The 13140-nt window shown below is 48.7% G+C and carries 9 protein-coding genes and 1 other RNA gene; 8 read left to right on the top strand and 2 right to left on the bottom strand.

Annotation, left to right across the window (positions count from 1 at the left end; genetic code table 11):
- Positions 1-18 precede the first annotated feature (18 nt).
- The 3 genes from IC617_RS02955 to IC617_RS02965 are packed head-to-tail and all read left to right on the top strand — an operon-like array spanning position 19 to position 4512.
- Complete coding sequence (locus IC617_RS02955) at positions 19-1794, top strand: DUF885 domain-containing protein (protein WP_191143671.1); 1776 nt, start codon at positions 19-21, stop codon at positions 1792-1794.
- Complete coding sequence (locus IC617_RS02960; RefSeq protein WP_191143491.1) at positions 1791-2993, top strand: BaiN/RdsA family NAD(P)/FAD-dependent oxidoreductase; 1203 nt, start codon at positions 1791-1793, stop codon at positions 2991-2993. The genes IC617_RS02955 and IC617_RS02960 overlap by 4 nt, the downstream gene beginning before the upstream one ends.
- A gap of 34 nt (positions 2994-3027) precedes the next feature.
- Positions 3028-4512 (top strand): EAL domain-containing protein, encoded by a 1485-nt coding sequence (locus IC617_RS02965; RefSeq protein ID WP_191143492.1) that lies wholly within the window; start codon positions 3028-3030, stop codon positions 4510-4512.
- Here the strand turns inward: IC617_RS02965 and IC617_RS02970 are convergent.
- Positions 4509-6452: a methyl-accepting chemotaxis protein gene (locus IC617_RS02970; protein ID WP_191143493.1), complete on the bottom strand. Its 1944-nt coding sequence runs from the start codon at positions 6450-6452 to the stop codon at positions 4509-4511. The genes IC617_RS02965 and IC617_RS02970 overlap by 4 nt on opposite strands.
- Positions 6453-6663: 211 nt before the next feature.
- Here IC617_RS02970 and IC617_RS02975 point away from each other — a divergent pair, with 211 nt between their 5' ends.
- Positions 6664-8022 (top strand): class II 3-deoxy-7-phosphoheptulonate synthase, encoded by a 1359-nt coding sequence (locus tag IC617_RS02975; RefSeq protein ID WP_224745743.1) that lies wholly within the window; start codon positions 6664-6666, stop codon positions 8020-8022.
- A 53-nt stretch (positions 8023-8075) separates the two neighbouring features.
- On the opposite strand, the gene IC617_RS02980 is transcribed toward IC617_RS02975, so the two are convergent.
- Positions 8076-8402 carry a hypothetical protein gene (locus IC617_RS02980; RefSeq protein WP_191143494.1) on the bottom strand — a complete coding sequence of 109 codons (327 nt, stop codon included), beginning with the start codon at positions 8400-8402 and terminating at the stop codon, positions 8076-8078.
- 114 nt (positions 8403-8516) lie between these two features.
- Here IC617_RS02980 and IC617_RS02985 point away from each other — a divergent pair, with 114 nt between their 5' ends.
- The 4 genes from IC617_RS02985 to IC617_RS03000 all read left to right on the top strand — a co-directional run bounded on the left by IC617_RS02985 (position 8517) and on the right by IC617_RS03000 (position 13140).
- A complete protein-coding gene (locus IC617_RS02985) occupies positions 8517-10349 on the top strand; it encodes an AsmA family protein (protein ID WP_191143495.1) in 1833 nt (610 codons plus the stop codon).
- 77 nt (positions 10350-10426) lie between these two features.
- An RNA gene (gene ffs, locus IC617_RS02990) (signal recognition particle sRNA small type) lies at positions 10427-10523 on the top strand.
- 121 nt (positions 10524-10644) lie between these two features.
- Positions 10645-11268, top strand: coding sequence for a TnsA endonuclease N-terminal domain-containing protein (locus IC617_RS02995; protein ID WP_191143496.1), 624 nt, complete (start codon positions 10645-10647; stop codon positions 11266-11268).
- Positions 11269-11274: 6 nt separating this feature from the next.
- Positions 11275-13140 carry a TnsB C-terminal domain-containing protein gene (locus IC617_RS03000; RefSeq protein WP_191143497.1) on the top strand — a complete coding sequence of 622 codons (1866 nt, stop codon included), beginning with the start codon at positions 11275-11277 and terminating at the stop codon, positions 13138-13140.

Consider the following 13140-nt stretch of genomic DNA (forward strand, 5'->3'; position numbering starts at 1 on the left):
AGTGTTCTACGCCCCGCATTGAGCGCGCTGTTGGTTGGCGCCTTGTTGGTGATCAATCTATCGGCTTGCTCACCGGCCCCATCTCAGTCATCCTCAGCCGAGCAAGCATTGGATGATTTGATCGCCGAAAGCTGGCAATACCGGCTGCAAACATCGCCAATGAGCGCGGTATACATGGGCCAGCCTGAAGCCATCGGGCTGGACGATATGTCCGAGTTAACCCTAGTTGCTCGTCAGTTCAGTTTTAAGGAATTTCTTCAACAGGCGAACGCCATTGATGAGTCTGATCTGCCTTCAGAGCGGCAGGTCGATTTGGCGATTTTGCGCTATCAACTGGCCGATAACTATCATTATTACAAGTTCAAGCGTCACTTTGTGCCGATCATGGCCGAAAGTGGATTTCACAATGACGTAGTGAATCACCTTCAACACCGCCAGCTTCGCAACGAGCAACAAATTAGTGACTACCTTGACACGCTCGGTCAGATCCCGCGGTATTTCGAGCAACAAATCGGTTGGCTTGAGAAAGGGTTAGAGTCGGGCAATACTCAGCCGCAAGTTGTACTCAAGGGCTTTGAGCATTCTATCGCCGCTTATCAGGTCGATAATCCAGCCGATCATGCATTGTTCAAACCGCTGCAGCAGTTACCGTCATGGCTTAACGAACAACAGCGGCAACAGGCTCAGCAGCAAGCTTTGACGCTGATTGAACAGCAAGTGATGCCGGCGTTTGATCAGTTGTATCAGTTTTTTGTCGAGCGCTACATCCCCGGAGCAAGAACAACCATTGCCATCGCGGATACCGAAAACGGTGAGGCATTTTATGCCAATCGCGTGCGCCACTTTACCACCCGAGATTTGACCGTTGAGCAAGTTCACCAACTGGGGCTACAAGAAGTGGCGCGGATCCGCGAGCAAATGGAAGCGGTGATCGAGGAAGTGGCGTTTGATGGCGATTTTGCCGCCTTTTTACAATTTCTCCGAACGGACCCTCAGTTTTACGCAACAACGCCCAAGCAACTACTGCAACAAGCGGCCTACATCGCCAAGAAAGCGGACGCCCAACTACCTAGATTTTTTCATCACTTGCCGCGCACACCCTATGGCGTTGAGCCGGTGCCCGCCAGTATCGCGCCTAAGTACACCACCGGTCGCTACGTTTCGCCTCGCAGTGACACCGATTCGGGCACTTATTGGGTAAATACCCACAGCTTGGATAAGCGACCATTGTATGTGCTCGAAGCCTTAACCTTGCACGAAGCGGTGCCGGGCCATCATCTGCAGATTGCGCTGAATAACGAAATGACTCATTTATCGCCATTTCGTACCTACTCGTATATCTCTGCTTTCGGGGAAGGTTGGGGTCTTTATGCGGAATGGCTCGGTTTGGAAATGGGGTTCTATCAAACCCCTTACGATAACTTTGGTCGGCTGAGTTATGAAATGTGGCGAGCGTTGCGATTGGTGGTCGACACCGGCATCCACGCCAAAGGTTGGACTCGCCAGCAGGCGATTGATTTTATGGCGCAAAATAGCGCCTTGAGCTTGCATAATATTACCACCGAAGTGGACCGTTACATCTCGTGGCCAGGGCAAGCCTTGTCCTACAAAGTGGGCGAAATCACCATTCGTCAGCTGCGCCAACAAGCCGAACAACAACTTGGCGCAGAGTTCGACATCCGAGAATTTCATCACCAGATCTTGCGACATGGCTCGGTGCCACTGAGCGCGCTGGAGCAACAAATTGCCAGTTACATTGAACGTACCTTGGCTGCCAAGGAGTCTTCGCAATGACGTCTGGAAAACAGCCTGAACTGGTCGATGTTGCCATTATTGGCGCCGGTGCCGCGGGGTTAATGTGTGCCGCAGAAGCAGCGAAAAAGGGCTTGACGGTGGTATTGCTTGACCACGCCAAACAAGCGGGCAAAAAAATCCTCATCTCTGGCGGCGGGCGCTGTAACTTTACCAATTATTATGTCGAACCAAATGCTTATTTGAGTGCCAATCCGCACTTTTGCAAATCTGCATTAAGTCGTTATACCCAGTGGGATTTTATCGCTTTAGTGGATAAACATCAGATCCCCTACCATGAGAAAACCCTGGGCCAATTGTTTTGCGATGACAGCGCCAAAGACATCGTCAATATGTTGTTGTCTGAATGTCAGCAAGCGGGCGCAGAAATCCGCTTACGAACCGCGATCGAGCAGGTCGATTTTGCTAATGAACGCTATCAGCTGACGACATCAACTGGCGTACTCAGCGCCAGCAAGCTGGTGATCGCAACCGGCGGTTTATCGATGCCAAAGTTAGGTGCCACTAGTTTCGGATTTGATATTGCGCGGCAGTTTGGTTTGCAAGTGCTGCCGACACGCGCCGGCTTGGTGCCTTTTACTTTACAGCCTGCCGACAAAGCCTGTTTTGAATCCATTTCTGGGGTGAGTGCACCCACTGTGATTGAATCCCTCGCTGGCGTCAGTTTCAAAGAAAACTTGCTGTTTACCCATCGGGGGTTAAGTGGCCCAGCGGTGCTACAGATATCGTCATATTGGCAAGAAGGTGAAGCCATATTGATTAACTTGTTGCCTGACCACAATGATGAACAATGGCTGCTCAACGAACGTCATAAAAATGGTGAACGAACGATTAAAACTGTGCTCAGTGAGGTGCTCGCCAAACGCGTTGCTGAACAGTGGCTGGGGCATCAGCAAGTCGACAATAAACCGCTCAAGCAATTCGATGACAAGCAGTTGCTAGCATTGGCTCAGCGCTTAGCGCGCTGGCCTATCAAGCCGTCCGGCACCGAAGGCTATCGCACTGCGGAAGTTACCTTGGGCGGGGTGGATACCAATGAGTTGTCATCAAAAACCATGGAATCGAAAAAGCAACCGGGACTTTATTTTATTGGTGAAGTTGTCGATGTGACTGGCTGGCTTGGCGGCTACAATTTCCAGTGGGCTTGGAGCAGCGGCTGGGCTTGTGCTCAGGCTCTTTAAATTTTAAGGATGCCCTCGTTAAATCAGGAGTCTGATGATGACGCGCAGCAAAGTATCAGTTTGGATGATTTATATCGCGCCCGTTATCTTGGTGACATTGGCGGTGGCGATACTTGGTGTGCTCAATGTCAGGCATACCGTTCAAGCCTTAGCTGAGGGCTATGCTCAAGCTTACAACCGGATTGTGGCCAATGTTGCCATTGAAAACGAATCGGCACTGCTGCAGCCGGACAATTGCGATTACTTGCAACAAGCACTGCGCTATGAACGCGAAATTTACCAACTGCAGACCATTGCTGACGGTCAAATCCTTTGTTCATCCCTCGATCATGCCGATCGTCGTGCGATTATCGATATTGAAAAGCTAGATGAGCGACCTCAACGAGTTGAGTTAGCGCTGATGCCGATGTCGCAAGATATTTCGGTAGCGGTTGTTAATCGACGGGTCGTTGACGGCAAGGTTTATTATGCTGCTTCACTGGTAGATCTTGATTATATGCGCGCTAATTTAGGTTATCGGACCGAGCAGCGAGCGAAGTCGGCGGCCTTGTTTGTGGGCGATGATGTTGCGCCACCCAATGCCGTCAGAACGCACGGCTGGTTCGTTTATACCGCGCTAGCTGGTGTTGATGACAATGAAATACAGGTGATCGCCAGCGACGAGTTAATCGAAGAAAAAGCGTGGTTTTGCCTGTTTGCTGCCATCGTTTGCTCGCTGATCACTAGTCTTGCTATTGTCATTGCTCGCCGCTTTTTGTTCAGCCATCGTGGCATCCATGGTGAAGTGAAGAGCGCCATCAAACGCAAGGAATTCATCCTCCATTTTCAACTTCAGGTTGATGCTCGGACTGGCAAGGTGGTCGGTGTCGAAGCCTTGGTTCGGTGGCTGCACCCCGAACGAGGGCTGATTTATCCGGATGTATTTATTCCGGTATTAGAAGAGTTTGGCTTAATGACCGAGTTAACCGAGTTGGTGGTTGAGCAAGCGGCCGCTGAGTTTGCCGATTGGACGTTTACTGAACGATTTCACTTGGGCATTAATTTCCCTCCTGACTACTTCCTGTCGGATAAACATGGTCAAGGTCTGATCAGCCAAGCCAAGTTACTAAAGTCGCGCGGCATTCAGCTCGGCTTAGAGATCACCGAACGGCAATTGCTCGATCAGCGTGCCAAAGCTGCCATTACGGATTTAAGAGAATTTGGCTTAGAAGTCTTGATTGATGACTTTGGCACCGGCCAAACGTCACTGGCGATGCTAGAAAGTACGCCGATTGACTACCTAAAAATCGATAAGTGTTTTGTTGATACGATAGGCTCAGATAGCGTCAATACGCCGGTGCTGGATGCCATTATCGCCATGGCTCACGGTTTGAATCTGAATTTGATTGCCGAGGGCGTTGAACATCGCAGCCAAGCCGAATACTTACTTGCCCGCGATGTCACTCTTCATCAGGGCTACTTGTACAGCAAGCCAAAACCGCTCGAACAGTTGTCCCAATTGCGCCAAGGTCAAGCCTAGCGTATCGAACGTTCAAGCTTATCCAAATAGGCAACAATTTCTGTCGATAGTGGGTCAATCTGCTGATAAAGACTTTCTGCTAATGATTCATCATTGTCTTCTACGGCTTCTAAAATTGCCTTGATGGTGCGGTGTAGTTCGGCGTGCGGCGGTTCAATATGCTTGAAATCAGCCAGCGTGCCAAATTGCTTTTTACCATCGCCGTAGTACCACTTGCCCAGCGCACAATGGTGGTGGGAGCAAGCCTGCTCTTTAGTGATCGCGGACCGATCGCCATTGAGAAATGACCGGATCCGAGTTTTCCAAGCCAAGTGCGCTTGTTTAGCTGACTGAAAATCGAGCATTTGCGATTCCGACAGATCCAGCTCGTTGATTTGATCCTGCAGCAGAGAGGCATGTTGATTGATCACCATGGCACTATGTTGCAGCGTTTCGCCTTTGCGCTCTGTCGCTGCGCTATGATCGCTAATGGTTTCGACGCTGGTGGCCATTTCATTAGTTACCGAAGCCTGCTGACTGACCGCGGTGGCGATTTCGGTACTCATCTGATTAATTTGCTCGACCCCCTCGGTAATGTCTTTAAATTTTTCTCTGGAGTTAGCCACCTTGTCGAGCGCCAGGTGAGCGGCGCCGTTGTTATTCTCAATGGTGCTGGCCGATTGGCTGATTTCATCTGACAAATGCTCCAGCATACGTCTGATTTCCAAAGCTGCTTCTTGCGAGCGGCCAGCCAGTCCGCGCACTTCATCGGCGACCACCGCAAAACCGCGACCCTGCTCGCCGGCTCGGGCGGCCTCAATGGCTGCGTTGAGCGCCAGTAAGTTGGTTTGTTCAGCGATGCTGGTAATGGTGTCGGTGATCGAGCGGATTTGTTCACTTTCCTGGGCGAGCTTATTGATGTGCTCTGTGGTTTGGGTCATTTGGGCGGAGAAATCTTGCATCGTACTTAAGGCGTCGGCAAACACTTGGTCGCTCTCATAGACTTTCTCCGACAAGTAACTGGTGGTGTCTGCCGTTTTTTGCACATTATCGGTAACACCATCAACCGTTGCTGACATTTCACTCATGCCCGCTGCGATCTGGGTGGTGTGATTGTTTTGCTGCTTCATGCTGACCAGCACATCATGGCTGGCTGCCGACAGTTCATCGGCGACCGCCGTCATTTCTTTTAGCGAATCGGATACTTGCATAAAAGTAGCTTTGTATCTGGCTTGGACTAGTTTGCTCGATTGCTGCATGGTCACTACTTCTTGGGTGCCACCGACAGCAATTGGGCGGGTAAAGTCACCGGAGGCGATGTCTTTGTTGTGCTGGCTGACCTTGGCCAACGGCAGGAACAACTGCCGGTGATTGAACAACCACAGTCCAAGTTGGCCAATAAGCGCGAGCAGAAGCAGTATTTGTAGGGAGGGTTGAGCGCTAATCATCAAGCCGATAAGCAAAATGAGTGTAACCAGAACCGTCGTTAGCGTATTGATGGCTTTCATTGACAGGCGCTGTCGAAGAGGCGGGGCAGGTAGCTTAATTTGGCTATTGGTCCGCATTGATGCGTACAGTTTTTCAGCTTGTTCGATTTGCTTGCGGCTCGGCTCCGAGCGAACCGATTGGTAAGCGACTGTTTTGCCGTGTTTGATGATTGGAGTGACAAAGGCATCAACCCAGTAATGGTCGCCATTTTTACAACGATTTTTGACCATACCACGCCAAGCATTGCCAGCTTTAATGGTGCTCCACAAATCGGCAAACGCAGCTGGCGGCATATCAGGGTGGCGAACAATATTATGATCTTGACCCAATAACTCTTGCTGGCTAAAACCGCTTATGTCGATAAAAGCGCCATTCACATACTGAATTTTGCCTTGGAGATCGGTAATTGAGACTAGGTCTTCCTTGCTTTTGAAGGTTTGCTCGACTTGAGTGACAGGCTGGTTGTTACGCATAAATTCCTTGCTCACACTGCGGTTTATTTAGAGCTTAGATTCAAATACGACATCTACAAGGCCGATTGATATAGCAGCCTTAAAAGTTACGACGAATATCAATAATCGCTGATATTTCGCGGTCATTTTGACCGCAGACTGCAATACGGAGCTGACGTCTTCGTTGTAATTCGTATAATGCTCAATCCCTGATAAAAACTGGTGACCAATCATGACCCCATGGAGCCCTGACAGCTGGCGTTCAAAGCCAGCCATGCAACTGCCGAATTATCCCGATGCCGTTCAGCTAAAAGCGGTAGAGCAGCATTTAGCGAATCAGCCGCCGCTAGTGTTTGCTGGTGAAGCGCGAGCACTGAAACAAGACTTGGCCCGCGTAGCCCGCGGCGAAGCATTTTTGCTGCAAGGTGGCGACTGTGCGGAGAGTTTTGCCGAATTTCGCACCAGCCATATTCGCGATACGTTTAAAGTGATGTTGCAGATGGCCGTGGCTCTGACGTTTGCAGGCCAGTGTCCGGTGGTGAAAATTGGTCGTATTGCCGGTCAGTTTGCCAAGCCGCGCTCGGCTGATATGGAAACGATTGATGGTGTTAGTTTGCCCTCTTACCGCGGCGATATCATTAACGACATTGCTTTTACCGAAGCGAGCCGTATTCCTGATCCGCAGCGCATGGTTGAAGCCTACAATCAGGCAACATCGACCTTAAACTTGCTGCGTGCTTTTGCCCAAGGTGGTTTGGCAGATCTCCATCAGGTTCACAAGTGGAATCTAGACTTTGTTGCGAAAAGTCCACTTGGCGAGCGCTATCAAGTATTGGCGGATCGGATTGATGAAACCCTAGCCTTCATGAATGCTTGTGGTTTGACGTCGCAAAACACCCCGCAATTGCACGAAACGACCTTGTATACCTCCCATGAAGCCTTGTTGCTGCCATACGAGCAAGCACTAACGCGCTGCGATACTCTAACCGGTGATTGGTACGATTGTGCTTCGCACATGCTGTGGATTGGTGATCGGACTCGTCAGCCAGATGGTGCTCATGTTGAATTCTGCCGGGGTGTTCACAACCCGATCGGTTTGAAAGTTGGCCCAACCACGCAAATGGATGATTTGCGCACATTGGTTGATACCCTTAACCCGAACAATGAAGCCGGCCGCTTGAACCTGATCGTACGGATGGGGGCGGATAAGGTGGCTGATCATTTACCGCAAATCATTCGAACTGTTGAGAAAGAAGGTTACAAGGTAGTGTGGAGTTGCGATCCGATGCATGGCAACACCATTAAAGCGGATAACGGATACAAGACTCGTTCGGTCAATTCGATTCTGAAAGAAGTGACCCAGTTTTTCGAGATCCATGGCTCCGAAGGCACTTATGCCGGTGGTGTTCACTTTGAGATGACGGGTCGTGATGTCACTGAATGTGTTGGTGGTGCATTTGAGATCACTGAGCATGACCTCGCAGAGCGCTATCACACCCACTGTGATCCGCGCTTAAATGCCGATCAGGCCTTGGAATTAGCGTTCTTGATTGCCGAGCACATTAAGCAAGCCCGCGCGGCAACTGTGTAATTGCGGTTCGCTTTTTGGTGGAATAACCGGCCAACTGGCCGGTTTTTTTGTAGTTATCGTTTGGGTGCTGGTTGGCCAGTTTTCTGTTCGGTTTTATCCAGAATGGTGGAGTGTTGCTGCTGCAGGCGAACAATCAGTTGTTGCCACGTCGCACAGTAGCCTTGTTGTTGGCTTAGGCGTTCAATTTCAGCTGAACTGAAACCGACAGCCATTGTCGGAACACTTGAGTTGCTTTGTTGCCGGACATGATTCTGCATACCAACGAAGCGGTCTAATTGTTGCTGACATTGTTGTTCAGTTTGTTGCTGCTCATTGGCTTGAGCGAAGCATGCTGCGCTCAGCAGTACGGTGCCAATAAAGCCGTTATAAATCTTAATCATGCTCGTCTCAGACCAAATATTTCCACATTTATAATAAATTTGACAATGAGTTAGGGCTAAATGCAACTATCCTAGTAGGAATATGCTGAGTCGTTGACAAAAAAGGACAGATTCGTGAAAAAGCTTGTTTATATCGTCGGTGGTTTATTCGCAGCCTTGATACTTGCTGTGGTGATCTTCACTGCAGTGTTTGATCCCAATGATTATAAGGATGAAATCAGTAACGCGGTAAGGGATGCAACCGGAAGAGAGTTAGTGATAGCTGGCGACATTGGCTGGAACTTGTTCCCATCCTTTGGCTTGGGACTGGCTGATGTTTCTTTTTCTAACCCACAAGGATTTCCTGAGCCGACCATGGCATCACTGAAATCCCTTGATGTGTCAGTGGCGGTTCTGCCGTTGCTTGGTGGCAATCTAAAGGTAAGCCACATTGCCATTGATGACGTTAAGCTCAATTTCATCACGCTCGCTGACGGCACCGACAATTTAGCCGACTTAACTTCTGGCGCTGATTCAAGTCAGCAGGCGGCCCCCGAAGAAAAGCAGAGTGGTGGTAAAGGCCTCGGGTCAGTCGAGCTTGGCGCTATTTCGATTACCAACATTGCCATTAACGTCGATAATCGCCAGTTAGGCACTAAGCAACTGGCGGAGCTTAAACACTTTAAACTGAACCAGTTTGTGCCCGGAGCTCGCTCTGACGCTTCGCTGGCGGCATTGGTTCGTAGTGATGATACGGAAATTGAACTGGCAATTGAGTCGGCAATCACCATTGCTAAATCATTTGATCTCATTGAATTGCATGAACTGGCATTGGATGCCTTGATGTCCGGGCCAAGCATTCCAAACGGCAAGTTAAAGCAGCATGTCAGCGGTAAAGGTACCATTAACCTGGCTGGTCCAACCGTCGATTTAGATGATATTCAAATTGAAGTAGGTAGCTTAACCGGCTCTGGCTGGTTTAAGTTCCGCCAGCAGACAGTGCCGGATATTCAGGTCGCTTTGACTTTCGATACGCTTAATGTTGATGAATTCACCCCAGTGAGCAATGGCGAGTCGCCAGAGGAGGCAAAAAAAACGCCGAGCGACCCAGATGCTGAGCCCGATCTGAGTGCGCTTAAAAGCATCAATTTCGATGGCGATTTAACATTCAATAAAGTGCTGGTTGCAGGGCTGACTGTGACCAACGTTAAGCTGCACGCCAACCTCAAAGACGGTGTACTCGATGCAAACCCTATCCACCTCGATTTGTATGACGGTAGCGCCAATGCCAGAGCGGTGTTGAATGCGCAGCAGGCGGTTGGTAGCTATCGCACTGAGTTCAGTCTGAAATCGGTTCAGGCATTGCCATTGCTCACTGATCTGGCCGATCTTAAAATGGTGAGCGGAAATGCCAATTTCGACATGAATATTCGCGGCACCGGTTTGTCGACTAATAAACTGAAATCGGCCAGTGCAGGTAGCGGCAACTTCGTGTTTGCCGACGGCGCCTTGGAAGGCGTCAATATCGCCCAGTTGATTCGTTCTGCGAAAGCATTGATGAAAGGCGAAAAAGCGCCTGAAGAAGAAAAGAAAACCGACTTTTCTTCGTTAAGTGGTAGTTTCACCTTAGCCAAAGGCGTTGCGACCAACCCCGATTTGAAACTTGCGTCGCCGCTGCTTCGAGTTAATGGCCAAGGCTCGATGAATGTAGTTGAAAACACCCTAGATTACACCGCAACGACAGAAATTGTGGCAACCTCAAAAGGCCAAGGCGGTGCTGATGCCGATGATTTAACCGGCTTGAAAGTGCCGTTAAAAGTCAGCGGCCCGCTCGATAATTTAAGCTACGGCGTTGATTTTGGGGAAGCACTCAAAGGCGAGTACAAAGAGAAGATCGAAGAGAAAAAAGAAAAGGGCTTGAAGAAGTTATCGGACAAACTTGGTGGCTTTTTGGGCGGAAAAGACTAGAACGGGCGGAACTGTCAGTAATCCCTTGCAACTAAAGCGGCGATTAGTAATAATGCTCGCCGCTTTTATGGTGGCCCTTCGGGTCCTCTCGCATTGATAGCTTGTGAACCTGGTCAGGACCGGAAGGTAGCAGCCACAGCAAGTGACTCGAGTGCCGGGATGTGGCTGGTAGGGCTGCCACCCTTGATGTTTGCATCAAAAGATTGCATAAATTGCAAAGAAGTTTGCAAATTTGCACACTAAGTCTGCATAAACTACTTTTTGTTGTAGGTTTACAACAAAACGGTAGCCTGACATGTACGACCAAACCAAAAAATCCTCTCATGTCCACAACATCTGCAAGTTTATGAGCTTGAAGAATGATGCTGTTGTGCGCACCCAATCTCTCCTTGAGTTTGATTTTTGCTTCCACCTTGAATACAACTCAGATATCGCTCGCTACCACTCTCAGCCTTTCGGATTTCAATATCGTTTCAACAATCGTCTTTGTCGCTACACGCCAGATTTTCTTGTAGAAAGCAGAAACTCTGAAGCTGCTTTCTTTGAGGTGAAACACTCAAGCCAAATTCTCAAACCCGACTTTCGGGCCAGATTTGCCGAAAAACAGCGCATTTCGTTAGGCGAGCATGGAAAGCGTTTGATTCTCGTAACCGAAAAGCAAATCCGGCTAGACCCAGTGATCGGCAACCTTAAGTTGTTGCACCGCTACTCGGGCCTGCAAACAATCACCGAGGTACAAAAAGCAATATTAAAGTTCGTGCGAAAACATCAGCGCGTGACCTTGTTGGACGTTGCTTTATCACTAGGAACTTCTGAGAGTGAAACCCTCATTTCAGCATTGTCATGGATTTCTAACGGCACACTAAAAACCAACATTCGCAACACTGCGTTCGGCTTAGATAGCGTTGTGTGGAGTTAACTTGATATGGGTGATGGCGGTATGTTTGACTTCATCGATGAGATGGCTGCCAGCGAACAGCAATTTGATGCGCAACCAGAGTTAGCATCGAATGTTATCGCCCCACCGCCTAAACTTTCTGAACCAAGCTTTGATTCAATTCCCCCGAACCTGCAACAGGAAGCGATGCAACGACTGAAAATCATTCATTTTGTTGCAAATCGCCTAGATGGCGGCTGGACCGAAAAAAACATCAAACCATTACTAACGCTCGTTGAAAAACAGTTAGATATATCTCCACCAAGTTGGCGGACGCTTGTAAATTGGAAAAAGGCTTACTTTGAGTCTGGCAAATCAGTGGATGCATTAATTCCAAAGCACCGTTCCAAGGGAAACCGTCAAATGGTGCGCGATTCACAGTGGCTGGTTGATGAGGCAATTAGAACGAAGTATCTGAGCAGAGAAAGAGTCTCTATTGCTGCGACTTACCGTTATTACAAGAGTCGAGTCATAATTGAAAACCGCTCGATTGTTGAGGGGAAAATCAAACCTCTTAGCCAACGTGCGTTTTACCAGCGGGTGAATAGTCTTCCTCCGTATGATGTTGCTGTAGCAAGGTTTGGTAAGCGTTATGCGGATCGAGAGTTTAGAACCGTTGGCCAGCAAATTCCTGCAACTAAACCAATGGAGTACGTTGAAATTGACCATACTCCAGTTCCTGTAATTCTTATTGATGATGAGCTGGATGTTTCTCTCGGACGGCCTTACCTGACGATGCTCTATGATCGCTTCAGTAAGTGTATTGTTGGTCTGAGCGTTAATTTCAGAGAGCCTAGTTATGACTCAGTCCGGAAAGCTCTGCTCAATACCTTGCTTGATAAGTCGTGGCTGCGAAAAAAATATCCGTCAATAAAAAATGAGTGGCCTTGCTGCGGTAAAATTGACTACTTAATTGTTGATAATGGCGCTGAATTTTGGAGTGCTAGCCTTGAAGAATCACTTAAACCCTTAGTGACTGACATTCACTACAGCCAAGCAGCAAAACCTTGGCGCAAAACCGGCATTGAAAAACTATTTGATCAACTCAACAAGGGGCTCATCAATGAAATGCCGGGGAAAACGTTCACCAACCCCACGCAGCTCGAAGATTACGACCCCAAAAAAGAGTCAGTGATTCGAATCTCAACGTTTATGGAGCTTGTTCACAAATGGATTGTCGACCATTACCACATGACGCCAGATGCCCGAGTCCGCGCAATCCCTTACCATACTTGGAAAGGCTCTGAATGGCCTCCAATTACATACAATCAAGAAGAAGCCGTCCGTTTGAGTATAGAACTCGGTTTGCTAAACATTTCTACCGTCAGGCAAAACGGCATCAATATACACGGGCTGCGCTATCAGTCGGATGAGTTAAACAATTATCGAAAATACACGCCTGCTTTAAACGGCAGCCTTCAGGTAAAAACCAAGACCGATCCATCTGATATTAGTGCGATTTATGTCTACCTAGAACAAGAAGAGCGCTATATCAAGGTTCCTGCTGTAGATGTCACTGGTTACACCAAAGAGCTATCTCTTTTTGAACACAAGGTGATTCAACAAGTAAATCGGACTAACACCAGAGCAATGGTGGACGAAGAGGATTTGGCTGATACAAGAATGTATCTAGAGCAACGAATCCAACAAGACACAAAAAGGATTGCGGAGCGACAAACGAACAAAGCTTCCAGAACCAAAACTGGCAATACATCCAAATTAGCCAAAATCCGGGATGTTGGCAGTGATGGGCCAACGACCATAGTTTCTAAAGCCATTCAAACCCCAAACTCGTCGCACGAACATCCTTCGAGTTCTCTCGATGATGATCTTGGCGATATTGAGGGCTATTAA

Source organism: Neiella litorisoli (assembly GCF_014773395.1).
In the GTDB taxonomy this organism is placed as follows: Bacteria; Pseudomonadota; Gammaproteobacteria; order Enterobacterales; family Neiellaceae; genus Neiella; species Neiella litorisoli.